This window comes from Nocardiopsis sp. CA-288880 (assembly GCF_050955985.1).
Lineage (GTDB): Bacteria > Actinomycetota > Actinomycetes > Streptosporangiales > Streptosporangiaceae > Nocardiopsis > Nocardiopsis tropica.
In genome coordinates, this window is sequence record NZ_CP192105.1 from 6,970,481 (window position 1) to 6,986,701 (window position 16,221).

Genomic DNA, 16,221 nt, shown 5'->3' on the forward strand with positions numbered 1-16,221 from the left:
ATGACCATGGTGATCACGGGCCTGGGCACGGTGTCCCCGGCGGGAACGGGCACCGACGCCTACTGGGCCGCGCTGGTGGAGGGGCGGACCCTCCTGACGCCGATCCCCGACGTCGGCGCCCGGGGCTACCCGGTCCGCCTCGGCGGCAGGGTCCCCGGGTTCGACCCGTACGAGCACATCGAGGGCCGCTACGTCGTCCGGACCGACGCGTTCAGCTGGTTCGCGATGGTGGCCGCCGACGAGGCCCTGCGTGACTCGGGGGTCGACGTCGCCGCCGACCCCTACGCCACGGGGGTGCTCATCTGCAGCGGCAGCGGCGGCAACGAGTTCGGCCAGCGCGAACTGGCCGCCCTGTGGGGACGGGGGCCGGAGTTCGTCGGCCCCTACCAGTCCATCGCCTGGTTCTACGCGGCCAGCACGGGCCAGGTGTCGATCAGCAACGGGCTCAAGGGCATGTGCGGTGTGCTGACCACCGACGAGCCGGGCATGCTCGACGCGCTGGGGCAGAGCCGGCAGGCGCTGCGGCGCGGGACACCGGCAATGCTGGTCGGCGGCAGCGACGCGGCGCTCGGCTCGCCGTTCGCCCTGGCCACCCAGCTCGGCAGCGGGGTCCTGAGCGAGGGCGCCGACCCCGGCACGGCGTACGCGCCCTTCACGGAGGGGGCGTGCGGCTTCGTCCCGGCGGAGGGCGCGGCCGTCGCGCTGGTGGAGGACGCGGCCACCGCGCGGGCGCGCCGGGCCGGGGTGCGGGCCGTCGTCGCGGGCCACGCGAGCACGTTCGGCGGCGTCGGCGCGTTCGACCCCGGCGGCGAGGGCCTCCTGCGCGCGGCCGAGGAGGCGATGCGCCGCGCCGGGGTGGGCCCGGCAGGGGTGGACGTCGTCTTCGCGGACGCCGTCGGCCTCCCCAAGGCCGACGCCGACGAGGTAGCGGCGCTGCGGCGGCTCTTCCCCGACGGCGTGGCCGTCACCGCGCCGAAGGCGGGATTCGGCCGGGCCTACGCCGGGGCCGGCGCCCTGGACGTGGCCGCCGCGGTGCTGAGCCTGGAACACCAGGTCGTTCCCCCCACCCCCCACGTACCGGACGCGCCCCTGGGCCTCGACCTGGTCACCAGGGTCGCCCGCCCCGCACGCCTGCGCTCCGCGCTGGTGCTGTCCCGGGGCGTGGGCGGCGGGAACTCCGCGCTCGTCCTCCAGCATCCCGACCACGTCTGACACACGACAACAAGGAGACCCATGGCCGAGAGCCGCATCACGATCGAGGAGCAGGTGGAGCTGATCTCCTCCTGTGCCGGGATCAGGACCGACGTCGGGACGGCGTCCTCGCAGACCTTCGACGAGCTGGGGGTCGACTCCCTCGGCGTCCTCGGCATCGTGGCCGAGATCGAGCGCCGCACCGGCCTCAAGCTGGGCGCCGACGCGGAGCAGGCGCCCTCCCCCGCCGCACTCATGGCCCTGGTCAACGGGGACGTCCCCGTCCACATGGAAGGAGCGTGACGGCCGTGCCCTCGCGTACCGAGAACAGCATCGTCATCGACGCCCCCCTCGACCTGGTCTGGGAGATGACCAACGACCTGGGCGAGTGGACCGGTTTCTTCCCCAAGTACGCCGAGGTGGAGGTCCTCGAGAGGGAGGGGGACACCGTCCGGTTCCGGATCACCAAGTTCCCGGACGACCAGGGCCGCGTGTGGAGCTGGGTGTCCGAGCGCGTCATGGACCGCGCCGCGGGCGAGGTGCGCGCACGGCGGGTGGAGACCGGGGCGTTCGAGTTCATCAACCTGCACTGGACCTACGAGGAGGTCTCGGGCGGGGTCCTCATGACCTGGCGCAACGAGTTCACCATGAAGCCCGACTCGCCCTACGGCGACGAGCAGATCACCGCCAACATCAACCGGGAGGCCCCGGTCGAGATGGGGCTGATCAAGAAGAGGGTCGAGGCGAGGGCGATGGCGATGGCGGAGAACCCCGTCGCCTGACCGGCTCCGGGCCCGGGGGCCTTCGGAACGGCGCGGCCCAGGCGGTCGCGCCGGCGTCCGGAGGCCCCCGCCCCCGCCGGGCCGACGGGGGCGGGGCGGGCCGGGTCAGCGGCGGTGTCCGGGGGCCCGCGCCAGCACCGCCTTCTGGAGGGCCTCCAGGGGACCGGCGCGGAACCGGCGCAGCCACAGCGTGGAGGCGGTGAGGAGCAGCGCGCACAGCGCCGCCCACAGGCCCATCACCCACCAGGGGCCCGAGTCGGCGAGGCGGGCGGCCAGGCCCAGGCCGAAGCCGTGGAGGACCAGCACGCAGACGAGGTTCTGCGCCACGTAGCCGCTCATGGCCGTCCTGCCGAGGGACGACACCGCCGTGACCGCGCGGCCCGCGGGGTTCGCCCGGTCCAGCACCCAGCCGACCGCGCCGATCACGCCGAGCGCCACCACCGGGGCGGCGACGTAGCGGTCCAGGAGTGCCAGCCCGGGCCCGGCCAGGGACGTGGCCAGGTTGAACGGCACCCCGACGCCCAGGCCCCACACGAGCAGGCGGCCCCGGATGCGGCGGCCGGCGACGTCGTCCCCGAAGGCCCCGGCGCGGAACAGCCGCACGCCCAGCAGGAACATGAACACCATCAGGGCGAAGGTGAGGATCGGCTCGGCCCGGAAGAGGAGCACGTGGTCGAGCCGGAAGGCGACCTGGTCCAGGTAGCTCCCGTGGGCGTAGAGGTCCACGACCTCGGGCGGGGTCTCCCCTCCCGCCGCGGCCGGGTCGAGGACCATCACCGCGGTGAGGAGCCCGATGAAGGCCGCGTGCAGGGCCGCCGCCGTCCACATCACGGCGTCCTGCGCCCTCCGGGAGCGGGTCAGCAGCCAGGCGACCACCAGGGACGTGACCGCGTAGCCCATGAGGACGTCGGCGGCGAAGACCAGGGTGAAGTGCACGAGGCCCTCGGTGAACAGGAACAGCGCCCGCCACTTGTAGGGGCCGGGCCAGCGCTCTCCCCGCCGGGCCGCCGAGCGGAACTGGATGGCCAGGCCCACGCCGAACAGCAGGGTGAGCAGGGCGAGGAACTTGCCGTTGGCGAGGAAGAGGAACAGCCCCTCCCCCAGGGAGGCCGCGGACGGCGACTCCCGGAAGTCGGCGAGGGTGACGAGGGATTCCGCCCCGAACAGGAAGCTCGCCTCGGAGCCGGGGGCGGTGAACAGCCACACGTTGGTGGCGAGGGTGCCCATGATGGCGACGCCCCGGAGGACGTCGAGCAGGGGGAGGCGCGCCCCCGCCAGGGCGGGGGACTCGGTCTGCGGATCGGTGGTCGTCATGCGGTCAGCCCAGCTCCAGATCTCGGTCGGACGTGGGTCACGAGCTCTCGGGGTCCGTGAAGAGCCGGTCGACGTAGGTGGTGAGGGAGGCGAGGACCGGGGCCTCGGCGAAGTCCCCGCCGGTGACGAGGTGGTGCACTGTCAGGCCGTCCACGAAGGCGACGAGGGCGGCGGCCTCCGTGCGGGCGTCCGTGCCGGACGGCAGCTCGCCCGCCCGCAGGCCCTCGCCGAACGCCTGCTCGAACGCGTCGACGAGCTGCCGCGTCGTGGCCCTGTGCAGCCGGGACATCTCCGCGTCGGCCATGGTGGCCGGCAGGAACTCCAGCCAGACGGTGAGTTCCAGGCGCCGCTCGTCGTCGAGGGGGAGGAGGGTCTGCGCCGCGAGGAGGACCCACTCCCGGACGGTGGCCGGCCCCTCGCCCGCGGCGAGCGCCACGAGGCGGGCCTCGCCCTGCTTGTACATGTACTCCACCCCGAACCGGAGCAGCTGGGACTTGGTGCGGAAGTAGCTCTGCACCAGCCCGACCGACACCCCGGCCTCGTCGGCGACGTCGGCGAGGGTGGTCCTCGCCAGCCCCCGCCTCCCCACCGAGCGCAGGAGTGCCCGGGCGACCTGTCGTCGCCGCTCGTCGTGGTCCGCCGTTCTCGCCATGAAAAAATAATACGACACTATTTTTAATATGGCGACGGGTCCCGTGGCCGGAACCGGCCGCGCGGCCACCGGCTCCGGACGACCGCGACGCCCGTGACACGAGGCTCGTGACGCCCGCCACGGACTCCGCGAACGCCCGGGACCTGCGCTTGTGATGCAATAACAACGGGTTCGTGAACCCGCGAGGGATCCCGAGACCGGCAACAGCACATCGACAGAGGGAGGTTGGTCCCCCATGACCGACCGCGCGTACGTGATCGCAGGATCGGAGGCCACCGGCGGCGCCGGCATCCAGGCCGACCTCAAGGCCTTCCAGGAACTCGGCGTCTACGGGATGGGGACGATCACCTGCATCGTCTCCTTCGACCCCGGCAACGGCTGGGGCCACCGGTTCGTCCCCGTCGCCCCGAACGTCATCGCCGACCAGATCGAGGCGGCGACCGCCTGCCACGACCTGGACGTGGTGAAGATCGGCATGCTCGGCACCCCCGACACCATCGACGTGGTCGCCGAGGCCCTCCGGCGGCAGCCGTGGCGGCACGTGGTCCTGGACCCGGTCCTGATCTGCAAGGGCCAGGAGGCGGGCGCGGCCCTGGACACCGACAAGGCGCTCACCGCCCAGATCCTCCCGCTGGCCACGGTGATCACCCCCAACCACTTCGAGGCGCGCACCCTCGCGGGCATGGAGCGCATCGACTCCGTGGACGACCTGGTCGAGGCCGCCCGCCGCATCCGCGAACTCGGCCCCGAGCACGTGGTCGTCAAGGGCGGCACGGAACTCCCCGGCCCGGACGCGGTGGACGTGTACTTCGACGGCGAGGAGGTGACGGTCCTCAGCGCCCCGAAGATCGGCGAGGAGCGCGTGAGCGGCGCCGGGTGCACCTTCGCCGCCGCGATCACCGCCGAACTGGCCAAGGGCGCCGAGGTGGGCGCCGCCGTCGCGACCGCGAAGGCGATGGTCCGCGAGGGGATCGAGAGGCGGCTGACCACGCACGCCCCGTTCGCCTCGGTGGTGCCGGTCGCCCCGCGCGGCTGACGCGCATGGCCTCCCGACCCAGGATTTCAGGAGAATTCGACCCCTTTGGGCAGATTTTTTCTGCGGATCATGATTGGGAGCCGCCACAGCGGTGAGGGCAGAGACCAGGACCGAATGCCCAGCAGGAGGTTGACATGTCCGAGCAGAACCGCGCCGGCAACAAGGCCGACGAGTACAAGGGCAAGGCCAAGGAGTCCCTCGGCAAGGCCACCGGCAACGAGCAGTGGCAGGCCGAGGGCAAGTCCGAGAAGACCGTGTCCAAGCTCAAGCAGGCCGGTGAGAAGGCCAAGGACGCCCTCACCTCGGACAAGAAGCCCAAGGCTCCGTAGGACCCGCGCGGACGGCGGGGGCGGGGCGGCCCCGGGCCGCCCCGCCCCCGCCGCGTGCCGTGCCCGCCCGGGGCTCCGGCCCGGGCACCCGAGAGCGGGAAACCTTCGGCTCCTCCGCCGTGATCTTGTACTTATAGCGGGGTTAAGCGTCGAGATCGGCTATAAGTACAAGATCATCGGGGGTGGGGGTTTCGTGTCGCACCGGAGGCGGGTGCGGACGGCCCGCTACCCCACGCGCGCCCCCCGTTCCGGGCGCTCGCGGCCGCGCAGGGACAGCACGACGGCGCCGATCACCGTCAGCAGGACGGCGAGCCCGCCCCAGACCATGTCCTGGCCGATCAGCATCTCCCCGCCCTCGGCCCCGGGGGTCCGCCCCCCGTCCCGGCCGGTGACCGTCACGACGAGCAGCACGACGACGGTCGCCGCGACCGCCAGCCGGGCGCCGAGCCGGGCGAGCGCCCGGAGCCTGCGCCCGCCCGCCAGGTCGCGGAGCGTGAAGCGCTCGTCCGCGCGCAGCGGCGCCAGCAGCCGGGCCAGGAGCAGCAGGGCCACGGGGAGCTGGAGGGCCCACACGAACGTGCGGAACCAGCCGTCGAACCACACGTTCGTGCCGTAGAGCAGGGTGTGCCAGACGCTCAGCGCGTAGACGACGATGACGAACCGGTGCAGCGCCCGCCACGTGCGCGTCCCGGTCCGGAAACGGAAGTAGTAGGCGAGGCTGAGCGGCACGGCCAGGTAGAGGGCGATCAGCCCGATGAGGATCGCGACCTGCCCGGTCCCGGTGGCGTAGCCGCCGGGCACGAACACGTCCACGAACGCGGACAGCAGGCGTCCGCCCCAGGCCAGCCCCTCCTCGTTGTCCCGCACGAGTTCGAGGAAGAACGCGAACGCGTGGGCGAACATCAGCCCCATGGTGGTGAGGCTGGTGACGCGGTGCCAGCGCTCGATGCGGGCGTGCGGGACGGGGGCCCGCGCCGGGGGCGCGGTGGAGCGGAGGAGCCCGAGCATGACGGTGATCCAGGCCCAGAGGAGCCCCGACCACCCGAAGGCCTGGCAGAGCCAGTACAGCCAGTACTCCCTGGCGTCGGACAGGAACGGCATGACCATGAGCGTCATCGAGGTCCCCGCCTCGATGCGTGCGTAGACGACGAAGAAGATGACGAGGGTGACGACAAGGGCGGCGGCGCTGTCGGGAACGACGCGCCGCAGGTCGGCGCGGAGCGCCGCGCCGTCGATCCGGGAGGGTCTGCGCCCGGGGCGGGCGCGTTCGGGTCCGGTGGTGTCGGCCATGGGCGGGGGGGGGTGCCTTTCGTGAGAGGGAACCCCTATGACAGCAGCGCTTCCCCCCGCCTGGCCACCCCTCTTCCCGAGGTGTCCGGGGACCGGTCCGGACCGGTCCCCCCGGACGGCTCGCCCTTCGGCGGGGAGGGCGCCCCGGACGGGCCCCTCCCCGCCGCCGCGTTCCGCGGGGGTCTGGGGGCGGGCCTCAGGGGGTCGGGGCCGCCGGGGAGAACCCGAGCCGGAGCCGGTGGCGGCCGGCCTCCAGCCGGTGCGCGGGCAGCACGCCCGGGCCGCAGGAGGCCGAGCCGATGCCGTGGTGCTCCAGGTCCAGGTGCAGGTGGATCCGCCCGTCCGGCACCAGTTCGTGCGGGTGCCGGGCCGCGTCGAGGGCGGCCGTGTCCCACCGGCGTGCGGAGAGGCCGAAGACCGGGTCCCCGTCGATCCGCAGCCCCGTGCCGTCCTCCGCCCGCAGGACGGCCCACCGCACGTCGGCCCGGTTGCCGTTCTCCTGGGGCCGCAGGTAGGGCGTCTGGAGCCCGTCGACCGGGCTGGCGAACCGGCCGACCCTCGCGGCCTGGTCCACGTCGCGGTAGGCCTCGCCCGGACCGCGCCCGAACCACTCGACCCCTCCCAGGGAGGAGGGCACGGCCATGCGCACGCCGAAGCGCGGCAGGGGGCAGGGCCACTCCCCCTCGGCCTCGCCGTCCACGTCCAGGAGGAGGCGCCCGCCCTCCGCGGTCCAGCGGTAGGCGACGAGCATCCCGAAGTCCGCGCCCGCCGGGGAGAGCCGGTCGCGCACGACGTACGCGTCGCCGTCCCGCCCGGCGGAGAGTCGGCGCGAGGTGATCCGGTCGAGCCCGGCCTCCCGCCAGGGGACCTCGACGGACACCCCGTGGCGCGCCTGGTCGTTGTCGGTCGGCGCGCGCCACAGGTCCACCGCCGGGGTCTCCACCGGCAGCCCTCCGACGGAGAGCAGGGCGCCCGTCCCCGTGTCGAGGACACCCGGGCCGAGGCGGAGCAGGGCGCGCTCCGTGCCGGCGGCGGGCGCGCCGGACACGGCGGCTCCACCGGCCACGGCAGCCCCGGCGGACACGGCGGCTTCTGCGGTCGCAGCGGACGCAGCGGCCCCGGCAGGCCCCGGGGTCCCGGCCGTCCCGGCATACCCCGGGGTCCCGGCAGGCCCGTGCCTCCCGGTGGCGAGCCGGGCCTGCCCCCAGGCCAGTTCGTGCCCGGCCGGGGCCCAGGGCAGGTCCGCGCCCAGGTGGACCGACACCGTCAGCCACGCCTCGCCGCCGCCGGGCGGCTCGGGCAGCCCGGGCAGGGGGACGCTCGCGTCCTCCCCGGGGCCGAGCACCGGCATGTCCAGCACGCCCTCCCCGAACGGCACGCCCTCCTCCTCCGCGCGCCACCGGAGGACCAGCCCGGACGTGTCCCGGAAGTCCCAGGTGTTGGCGATCCCCACCGTCCCCGCGGCCGGGTCGGGGACGACCCGCACCGGCTCGACCGTCTTCTTGTAGGCGTGCAGCCCGGGCCCGGGCGTGCGGTCGGGGAGGAGCAGGCCGTCCGCGACGAAGTTGCCGTCGTGCACCGTTTCGCCGAAGTCGCCGCCGTAGGCGAACCACTCGGCGCCGTCCGGTTCGCGGCGGCGGATGCCGTGGTCGATCCACTCCCAGACGAACCCGCCCTGGAGCCGCTCGTGCCGCGTGAACAGCTCCTGGTACTCCTCCAGTCCTCCCGGGCCCGTGCCCATGGCGTGCGCGTACTCGCACAGCACGAACGGGAGCCCCCGCCGGTGGGCGTCGGCCCCGGGGTCGTCGGCGGCCTCCTCCTCCCGGCGGCCGATCGCGTCCACCTCGTCGTGCGGCGGGTACATGCGCGAGTACACGTCGGCGTAGGAGCTGTCGCGGTCGCCCTCGTAGTGGACCGGCCGGGAGGGGTCGTGCTCGCGCACCCAGGCGGCCATGGCCTCCAGGTTGCGCCCGGTCCCCGACTCGTTGCCCAGGGACCACAGGACGACGCTCGGGTGGTTGCGGTCCCGCCCCACCGTCCGGGCGATCCGGTCGAGGTAGGCGTCACGCCAGCGCGGGTCGTCGGAGGGGTTGCCGCGCCACCCCACGAGCTCGAAGCCGTGGGTCTCCAGGTCGCACTCGTCCACGACCCACAGGCCCAGCTCGTCGCACAGGTCGAGGAAGTCGGGGTGGGGCGGGTAGTGGCTGGTGCGCACGGCGTTGACGTTGTGCCGCTTCATCAGCAGCACGTCCTCGCGCATGGTCTCCCGGGGCACGGCGCGGCCGTGGTCGGGGTGCCACTCGTGGCGGTTCACGCCGCGCAGCAGCAGGGGCCTGCCGTTCACGCGCAGCAGGCCGCCGGAGACCTCCACGGTGCGGAAGCCGACGCGCAGCCGCGCCCGCTCCCCCGGCGCGGCGACCACCGCGTCGTAGAGGCGGGGCTCCTCGGCAGTCCACGGCTCCACCGGGCCGACCGCGTGCCCCACCCCGGCCGGGGCGTCCACCAGGCCGAGCTCCGGAACGCTGACCAGCGCCTCCGCCGATCCGGCCACGTCGACGCGCAGGGTGCCCGTTCCGTCCTCGTGGTCGTAGGAGGCGTGGACGGCGACGTCGCCGATCCCCCGCTCGGGGAGGGCGGTCAGGGTGACGTCGCGGAAGATCCCGGACAGCCACCACATGTCCTGGTCCTCCAGGTAGCTGGCCGCCGACCACTGGTGCACGCGGACCGCCAGGACGTTGCGGCCGGGGCGCAGCAGGTGGCCGACGTCGAACTCGGCGGCCAGGCGGCTCCCGGTGGAGAAGCCCAGTCCGACGCCGTTGAGCCACACGCGGAAACAGGAGTCCACGCCGTCGAAGCGCAGCGCGGCGGCCCCCTCCGGCCAGTCCTCCGGCAGGTCGAACTCCCGCCGGTGGTCCCCGGTGGGGTTCTCGTCCGGCACGTGCGGGGGGTCGACGGGGAAGGGGTAGACGACGTTCGTGTAGGCGGGGGCCCCGTGGCCGTGCAGCTGCCAGTGGGAGGGGACGGGCAGCCCCTCCCACCCGGAGTCGTCGTAGTCCGGCCGCTCGAAACCGTCCGTGCCGGCCGGGGCCCCGGGGAGCATCCGGAACCGCCACGTGCCGTTGAGGTCCAGGGCGGGGGCGTCGCCGTCGAACCGGGCACGGGGCGCGCGGGCCCCGGCAGAGGGGGCGAAGTCCTCCAGGTAGGCGGGCTTGCGGGTCTCGGTCATGTCAGACCTCCCTCAGGTGCAGGAGCAGGGCTTGGGACGGGTTGAGGTTGGGCAGCTGCACCCCCGAGCGGGCGAGGACCGCGCCGGAGACGGCGGCCTCCCCGTCGGAGAACCACGCCGGGAGCGCCTGCTGCAGGGTGGAGGGCCGTCCCGCCTCCCGGCGCCACGCCAGCCGGTAGACGCGGTCCTCGCGCAGGCCGGGCAGGCGTACCCGTCCCGGGAGGGCCCGCGCGGAGGTCGTCAGCCGGGAGTACCGGAAGACCGCCTCGCCGCCGTCGCGGGAGACCACCCCGTCGAGCTGTTCGGAGGGGTCGGGCGCGTCGGCGTGCACGGGGTCGCCCGAGTGCAGGAGGGGCCGCAGCTCCTTGTAGAGGGAGATCCAGGAGGCCAGGGCGCCGAGCTCGTCCTCGGTGCACGCGGTGATGTCCCACTCGATGCCCGCGTGGGAGAGGAGGGCGGCGAGGCAGCGGAACGACAGGTCAGCGGCCCGGCCCGTGGTGTGCGACACGGGGCCGCCGACGTGGCTGCCCACCAGCTCGGGGGGCAGGAGCAGGGAGGTCCAGCGCTGGAGGGCCAGCCGTTCCAGGGGGTCGTTGCAGTCGGAGGCCCACACGCGGTCCGTGCGCTCCAGGACGCCCAGGTCCGCCCGGGCGCCGCCGGAGGAGCACGACTCGATCTCCAGGCCGGGGTGGCGTTCGCGCAGCCGGTCGAGGAGCGCGTAGACGGCGAGGGTCTGCCGGTGCGTGCCCGCCGCGCCGGTGGGGGCGTGCACGGGTTCGAGCAGGTCGCGGTTGTGGTCCCACTTGAGGTAGTCGGGCCGGTACTCGCTGATCAGGGCGTCCAGGTGCTCGAACACGTACCGGAACGCCTCGGGCCGCGACAGGTCGAGGAGCTGCTGGCTGCGGCTGGGCGGGGGCAGGCGGCCCTCGGCGGCCAGGATCCACTCGGGGTGGGCGCGCAGCAGGTCGGAGTCGGGGTTGGCCATCTCCGGCTCGACCCACAGCCCCACCTCCATCCCCAGGGAGCGGACGTGGTCGAAGAGGGGGTGCAGGCCGTCGGGCCACACCCCGGTGTCCACCGTCCAGTCGCCGAGCCCGGCGGTGTCGTCGCGGCGGCCCCGGAACCACCCGTCGTCCAGGACGAACCGCTCGGCGCCGATCCGGGCCGCCGTGTCGGCCAGCCGCTTGAGCTTGTCGAGGTCGTGGTCGAAGTAGACGGCCTCCCAGGTGTTGAGGACGACCGGTCGCGGCGGGGAGGGGTGGCCCGGCCTGGCCCGCAGCCAGCGGTGGATCCGCGACGACATCCCGTCCAGGCCCCGGTCGGACCAGGACAGGAACACCCACGGCGTGGAGTAGGACTCGCCCCGGGCGAGCCGGACCTCGCCGGGGTGGAGGAGTTCGCCGCCCGCGAGGACCGCGTCGGCGTGCCCGGCCCCCTCGGGCAGGCGCTCGGCCAGGTGGACGTGGTCGCCGCTCCAGGCGGTGTGCACGCCCCACACCTCGCCGTGCCGGAACCCGAACCCGGGCGTCCCGGCGGTGAGCAGCAGGGTGGCGTCGTGCCCGGTCCGGCCGCGGCGGGAGGCGCGCATGCGCGTGCCCATGGAGAGGTCCTGGCGCTGGGGCGCGCGTTCGCGGCACCAGCGCCCGGTGAGGTCGAGGACCTCCCCGGCCTCGCGCGGCAGGGGCATGGTGACCAGGAGGGAGTCCAGGGTCCACGGGGCGTCGTCGGTGTTGGTGACGGTGTTGCGGGCGCGGACCAGCCCGGAGGGCTCCAGCCTCAGCTCGCAGCGCAGCTCCAGTCCCGCGGCCCCGGCGAGGACGGTGACCGCGCCCCCCGCGCCGTCCCCGGGGGCGCCCGCCCCCGCGCCGCCGTCCGGCCCCTCCGGCGGGTCGACGGTCACGGAGCGGACGGTCCAGGCGGGGAAGGTCACCCGGCCCTCGTGGTGCCCGGCGATCCCGGGGTGGCCGCGCCAGCCCTCCCCCTGGGTGGGCGCCAGCGACATCCAGGTGGGGACGTCGATCCCGTTGTGGGCGGCGGGCGGCGACGCGGCGGCGGCGAGCCCGGTGTCGTCGGGCAGGTCCGCGCCCCAGTGCAGTACGTGGGGCAGGCCCTCGTCGGGGACCCCGACGACCAGCGCGGTCCCCGCCGCGTTCAGGCGGACAGTGCGGTACGTCATCCCTTGCTCGCTCCCAGCGTCAGTCCGGCCACGAAGTGGCGTTGCAGCACGAAGAACACGACCAGTGTGGGCAGGGCGACGATGACCGACCCGGCCGACAGCAGGTTGTAGTCGACGAAGAACGCGCTCTGGAGGTTCTGGAGCGCGGTGGTGATGGGCAGCTTGTCGCCGCTGGACAGCAGCGCGAGCGCCCAGAAGAAGTCGTTGTAGATCCAGGTGACCAGCAGTGTGGCCAGGGCCGCGAGGCTCGGGCGGCACAGCGGGAGCACCACCTTCCGGTACTGCTGGAAGACGGTCGCCCCGTCCACCCTGGCGGCTTCGAGGAGCGACGCGGGCATCGCCCTCATGAAGTTGCTGAGGACGAACGTGCAGAAGCCGATCTGGAACGCCGTGTGGATGAGGACGACGCCCAGGTGGCTGTCGTAGAGCGACCCGGACCCGCTGATCCAGTAGGGCAGGGGGACGGCGTTGTAGAGGCGGAACAGCGGGACGAGGAGCGCCTGCGGCGGCAGGAGGTTCGCGGCGAGGAACACCGCGAGCATCACCAGGTTGAAGCGGCGCGAGTAGGCGGAGAGCACGAACGCGGCGCACGACGACAGGAACAGGGTGAGCAGCACCGCGGGGACGGTGATGACCAGGGAGTTCAGGAAGTAGCCCGGCAGTTCGCCCTGGTTCCAGGCGTCGGCGTAGTTGTCGAGGGTGAACCCGCCGAGGGACAGGTAGCCGTGCAGCGCCGTGTGGTCGTAGTCGCGGAAGGAGTTCACCACCGCCCACAGCACGGGGAACAGCCAGGCCAGCGCCGTCACGACGAGGAACGCGTGCAGCAGCGCCCGTGCCGGGCGGAGGCGCCGGCGGGCGGGGCTCCGGCGCGTCGGGGGCCTGGGGCCCCGGGTCTCGGAAGGGGTCTCGGCGGTCACCTCTGGGCCCCTCTCAGCATGGTGGACACGTAGACGACGATGAACACCAGGGAGATCACCAGCATGACCACGGCCAGCGCGGAGCCGAAGCCCACCCTGCTGGCCTCGCCGATGACGTTGGAGGTCACCAGCGCGGAGATCAGCTCCAGGCCGTTGCGGCCCCGGTTGACGACCCACACGATGTCGAAGGCGCGCAGTGCGTCGATGACGGTCACGACGACCACGACCAGGTTGACGGGGAGCAGCGCCGGGAAGACGACCCGGGTGAAGGTGCGCACGGGTCCGGCGCCGTCGATGGCGGCGGCCTCGCGCAGGGAAGGGTCGACGGCCTTCAGTCCGGCCAGGTAGAGCAGCATGATGTACCCGGTGTGCCGCCATCCGGCCGCGACCAGCACCGCGTACAGGTTGATGTCCGGGTTGCCGAACCAGTCCACGGCGGGCGCGTCGGCGACCAGGGCGAGGAACGCGTTGAGCAGGCCCTGGTCGCGGGAGTAGACGAGCTGCCACACGAACCCGATGAGGGCGAGCGACAGCACCACGGGCAGGTAGAAGATGCTCCGGTACACCGAGCCGCCGCGCATCTCCCGGTCGAGCAGCACCGCCAGGAACATCCCGAGCAGGGTGGGGACCGTGAACAGGACCGCCAGCCACACGAGGTTGTTGCGCAGGGCGGGCTCAAACGGCGGATAGATGGTGAACGCGTCCGTGTAGTTCTGGACGCCGATCCACTCGATGGTGTCCAGGCCGCCGATGCCGTCCCACCGGGTGAACGACAGCAGGACCGTGGCCGCCGCGGGCAGCCACACCAGGCCGACCACGAGCAGGGCGGGCACGCCCAGCATGAGGGCGAGGGCGGTGCGGTCGGCGCGCCCGTGGCGGGGGCCCGTCCCCGGGCGGCGGGCGCGTCCGGTGCGCCGCGCCGGGGGCGGGGACGGGGGCGGGGTCCCGTCCGTCCGGGCGGCGGGTGGCGGCGGCGGGGGGCGGTTCGACGCCATGCCTGTCTCCTTCACTTCTGGTTCACCGGCCGAAGATCGACAGCTTCTGGCGCTGGATCGTGCCGGTCAGGTCGGCGATGTCGTCGGGTCGGCGCAGGAAGCGCTGGAGGGCGGGGATCATGACGACGGACGCGAAGTCGGGCCGGGTGTCGCGGTCCATGTACTGGGTGAGCGCGCCGGCGCTCGCGACCATGTCGTTGACCTTCGCGTCGAGCGGGCTGAACCCGCCGGTGCCCGCGTCCAGGTGGGTGGGGAGCGCCTGCGGGTCGATCGCGGTGTAGATCTCCTGCGCCTCCAGCGAGCCGAGGTGGCCGAGGAGCTCCCGGGCGCCCTCGGGGTTGCGCGGGTCGCCGGAGACCATGAACCCGTCGATGGGCGCCTCGACCACGTCGGCGCCGATCTCGGGGTCGAACTCGGGGAAGGCGAAGCAGTCCAGGTCGTCCAGGTCCTCCCCCTCGGGGAAGACGTGGGTGATGAACATGCCGCACAGCATCATCCCGGCCTCGCCGCGGACCAGGGAGGTCTGCGCCTCGTTGATCCCCCGGCCCAGGGGGTCGGGCTGGTGGTGGGGCAGGAGCTCGGCCCAGGCCCCGAAGACGCTCCTGACCTCGGACGAGTCCCAGGAGTGGTCGCCGTCGAGGAGTTCCAGGTGGAACTCGGGGCCGTTGATGCGCAGGTTGAGGTGGTCGAACATGCCCATCGCGGGCCAGCCCTCGCGGATCCCGGAGGCGAGGGGTTCGAGCCCGTCGGCGCGCATCCGCTCGCACAGCCCGACGAACTCCTCCCTGGTGGCGGGGACCTCGTAGCCGTTGCGCTCGAACAGGCTCCTGCGGTGGAAGACCGCCCAGGGCGCGGTGGAGTCGGGGACCATGTACTGCCTGCCGTCGGGGGCCGTGCACAGGCTCCTCACCTGGTCGGTGAAGGCCCCCTCGAAATGCCGGTCCCAGACGTCGGTGACGTCGCTGATCAGGCCCCGTTCGGCGAAGAAGCGCATCCGGTACCCGGCGAACCAGCCGATGACGTCGTCCGGGGTGCCCTGAAGGTAGTTGTTGACGCTCTCCTGGAAGGAGGTGGAGTCGAAGGTGTTGACCTCGACGGTCCGTCCGGAGGCGGCCTCGTACACGCCGAGGCTCTCCCGGACGGCCTCCCGCTGGGCGGGGTTGGCCCGGTTCGAGGCCATCGTGACCGTGTTCGGGTCGTCGCGGCCCGCGGCGCCGCACCCGGTGAGGCCGGGCAGGGCCAGGAGCGCCCCGGCCCCGGCCAGGCCGCCCAGAAGGGCGCGGCGCCGCAGGCCCGGCGGCCCCGGAGGTCTGTGGTGCATCGAGGACTCCTCCGAACGGGTGTGAAGGCGATCACAGTCCTCCATATGTTCGGTACGTCACTCTCGCTTGTCAACACTTATCAACTTTTTCGAACAGGAAACCACGCACTTGCGTGCCTATTGACACGAACACGGAACCTGCAACACTGATGCGAACACCTTTCAACATTTCCACTCATCGCTTGGGGGACGGATGCTCGCCGCGCAACGGCAGGAGCTGATCCTCGAACAGGTCAGGCGGACCGGGGGCGTCAGGGTCGCCGACCTCGTCGAGAGCCTCGCCGTGTCGGACATGACCGTCCGGCGCGACCTCGACGTCCTGGAACACCGCGGCTCCCTCCGCAAGGTGCACGGCGGCGCCGTCGCGCCGGAGGGCGCCCGCACCGAGGAGCCGGGCTTCGAGGCCAAGTCCACCCGCCAGGAGGACGAGAAGCACGCGATCGCCCGCGCCGCCGCCGGCCTGGTCGAACCGCACAGCGCCGTCGGCCTGTCGGCCGGCACCACGACCGCCCTCGTCGCCGAGTACCTGGCCGACACCCCGGGGCTGACCGTGGTCACCAACTCCCTGCACGTGGCCGAGGTGTTCCACCGCACCGCCCGGCCGGACCAGGCCGTCGCCCTCACGGGCGGCTTCCGCACGCCCTCCGACGCGCTCGTCGGCCCGCTCGCGCTCGCCTCGATCCGCGGCCTCAACCTGGACACCCTGGTCCTGGGCGTGCACGGCATGCAGGAGCGCGCCGGGTTCACCACCCCGAACCTCATGGAGTCCGAGACCAACCGCGCCCTGGTGGAGGCCGCCGCCACCCTCGTCGTGGCCGCCGACCACAGCAAGTGGGGCACCGTCGGGATCAGCACCATCGCGCCGCTGGACCGCTGCGACGTGCTCGTCACCGACTCCGGGATCCCCGACGCGGCGCGCGCCGCGCTCTCCGAGAGGGTCGGCCGCCTCGTGGTCACCGACGTGCGGCCCCGGGCGGAGCAGGGATGACGCG

At 73.4% G+C, this 16,221-nt stretch carries 14 protein-coding genes; 6 read left to right on the forward strand and 8 right to left on the reverse strand.

Annotated elements, in window-relative coordinates; translation table 11 throughout:
- From ACQPYD_RS30040 to ACQPYD_RS30050, 3 genes are read left to right on the forward strand one after another with little or no spacing between them, the layout of a single operon-like run.
- Positions 1–1,212: a beta-ketoacyl synthase N-terminal-like domain-containing protein gene (locus ACQPYD_RS30040; protein ID WP_433698720.1), complete on the forward strand. Its 1,212-nt coding sequence runs from the start codon at positions 1–3 to the stop codon at positions 1,210–1,212.
- A 21-nt stretch (positions 1,213–1,233) separates the two neighbouring features.
- On the forward strand, positions 1,234–1,494 hold the full coding sequence (locus ACQPYD_RS30045; RefSeq protein ID WP_433698721.1) for an acyl carrier protein: 261 nt from the start codon (positions 1,234–1,236) through the stop codon (positions 1,492–1,494).
- Positions 1,491–1,973: an SRPBCC family protein gene (locus ACQPYD_RS30050; protein WP_433698722.1), complete on the forward strand. Its 483-nt coding sequence runs from the start codon at positions 1,491–1,493 to the stop codon at positions 1,971–1,973. Before ACQPYD_RS30045 ends, ACQPYD_RS30050 begins: the two co-directional genes overlap by 4 nt.
- 105 nt (positions 1,974–2,078) lie before the next feature.
- On the opposite strand, the gene ACQPYD_RS30055 is transcribed toward ACQPYD_RS30050, so the two are convergent.
- Positions 2,079–3,287: a DUF418 domain-containing protein gene (locus ACQPYD_RS30055; RefSeq protein ID WP_433698724.1), complete on the reverse strand. Its 1,209-nt coding sequence runs from the start codon at positions 3,285–3,287 to the stop codon at positions 2,079–2,081.
- A 37-nt stretch (positions 3,288–3,324) separates the two neighbouring features.
- The gene (locus tag ACQPYD_RS30060) at positions 3,325–3,939 is read right to left on the reverse strand and encodes a TetR/AcrR family transcriptional regulator (RefSeq protein ID WP_433698726.1); all 615 of its coding nucleotides are present in this window, start codon (positions 3,937–3,939) and stop codon (positions 3,325–3,327) included.
- Positions 3,940–4,174: 235 nt separating this feature from the next.
- Here ACQPYD_RS30060 and thiD point away from each other — a divergent pair, with 235 nt between their 5' ends.
- On the forward strand, positions 4,175–4,975 hold the full coding sequence (gene thiD, locus ACQPYD_RS30065; protein WP_267946894.1) for a bifunctional hydroxymethylpyrimidine kinase/phosphomethylpyrimidine kinase: 801 nt from the start codon (positions 4,175–4,177) through the stop codon (positions 4,973–4,975).
- A 134-nt stretch (positions 4,976–5,109) separates the two neighbouring features.
- Positions 5,110–5,304: a CsbD family protein gene (locus ACQPYD_RS30070; protein ID WP_433698728.1), complete on the forward strand. Its 195-nt coding sequence runs from the start codon at positions 5,110–5,112 to the stop codon at positions 5,302–5,304.
- A gap of 225 nt (positions 5,305–5,529) precedes the next feature.
- Here ACQPYD_RS30070 and ACQPYD_RS30075 read toward each other — a convergent pair whose 3' ends face one another.
- From ACQPYD_RS30075 to ACQPYD_RS30100, 6 genes are all read right to left on the reverse strand, one after another.
- Positions 5,530–6,594 (reverse strand): ferric reductase-like transmembrane domain-containing protein, encoded by a 1,065-nt coding sequence (locus ACQPYD_RS30075; RefSeq protein WP_433698730.1) that lies wholly within the window; start codon positions 6,592–6,594, stop codon positions 5,530–5,532.
- Between the two features lie 196 nt (positions 6,595–6,790).
- Positions 6,791–9,820, reverse strand: a complete 3,030-nt coding sequence (locus ACQPYD_RS30080) for a glycoside hydrolase family 2 TIM barrel-domain containing protein (protein ID WP_433698731.1) — start codon at positions 9,818–9,820, stop codon at positions 6,791–6,793.
- A 1-nt stretch (position 9,821) separates the two neighbouring features.
- Complete coding sequence (locus tag ACQPYD_RS30085; protein WP_433698733.1) at positions 9,822–11,996, reverse strand: alpha-galactosidase; 2,175 nt, start codon at positions 11,994–11,996, stop codon at positions 9,822–9,824.
- The gene (locus tag ACQPYD_RS30090; RefSeq protein WP_433702174.1) at positions 11,993–12,823 is read right to left on the reverse strand and encodes a carbohydrate ABC transporter permease; all 831 of its coding nucleotides are present in this window, start codon (positions 12,821–12,823) and stop codon (positions 11,993–11,995) included. Before ACQPYD_RS30090 ends, ACQPYD_RS30085 begins: the two co-directional genes overlap by 4 nt.
- A gap of 86 nt (positions 12,824–12,909) precedes the next feature.
- Positions 12,910–13,908: a carbohydrate ABC transporter permease gene (locus ACQPYD_RS30095; protein WP_433698734.1), complete on the reverse strand. Its 999-nt coding sequence runs from the start codon at positions 13,906–13,908 to the stop codon at positions 12,910–12,912.
- A gap of 22 nt (positions 13,909–13,930) precedes the next feature.
- Positions 13,931–15,229: an ABC transporter substrate-binding protein gene (locus ACQPYD_RS30100; protein ID WP_433698735.1), complete on the reverse strand. Its 1,299-nt coding sequence runs from the start codon at positions 15,227–15,229 to the stop codon at positions 13,931–13,933.
- Positions 15,230–15,422: 193 nt separating this feature from the next.
- On the opposite strand from ACQPYD_RS30100, the gene ACQPYD_RS30105 reads away from it, so the two are divergent.
- Entirely contained in the window at positions 15,423–16,217 is a 795-nt protein-coding gene (locus tag ACQPYD_RS30105; RefSeq protein WP_433698736.1) for a DeoR/GlpR family DNA-binding transcription regulator, read from the forward strand.
- Positions 16,218–16,221 lie beyond the last annotated feature (4 nt).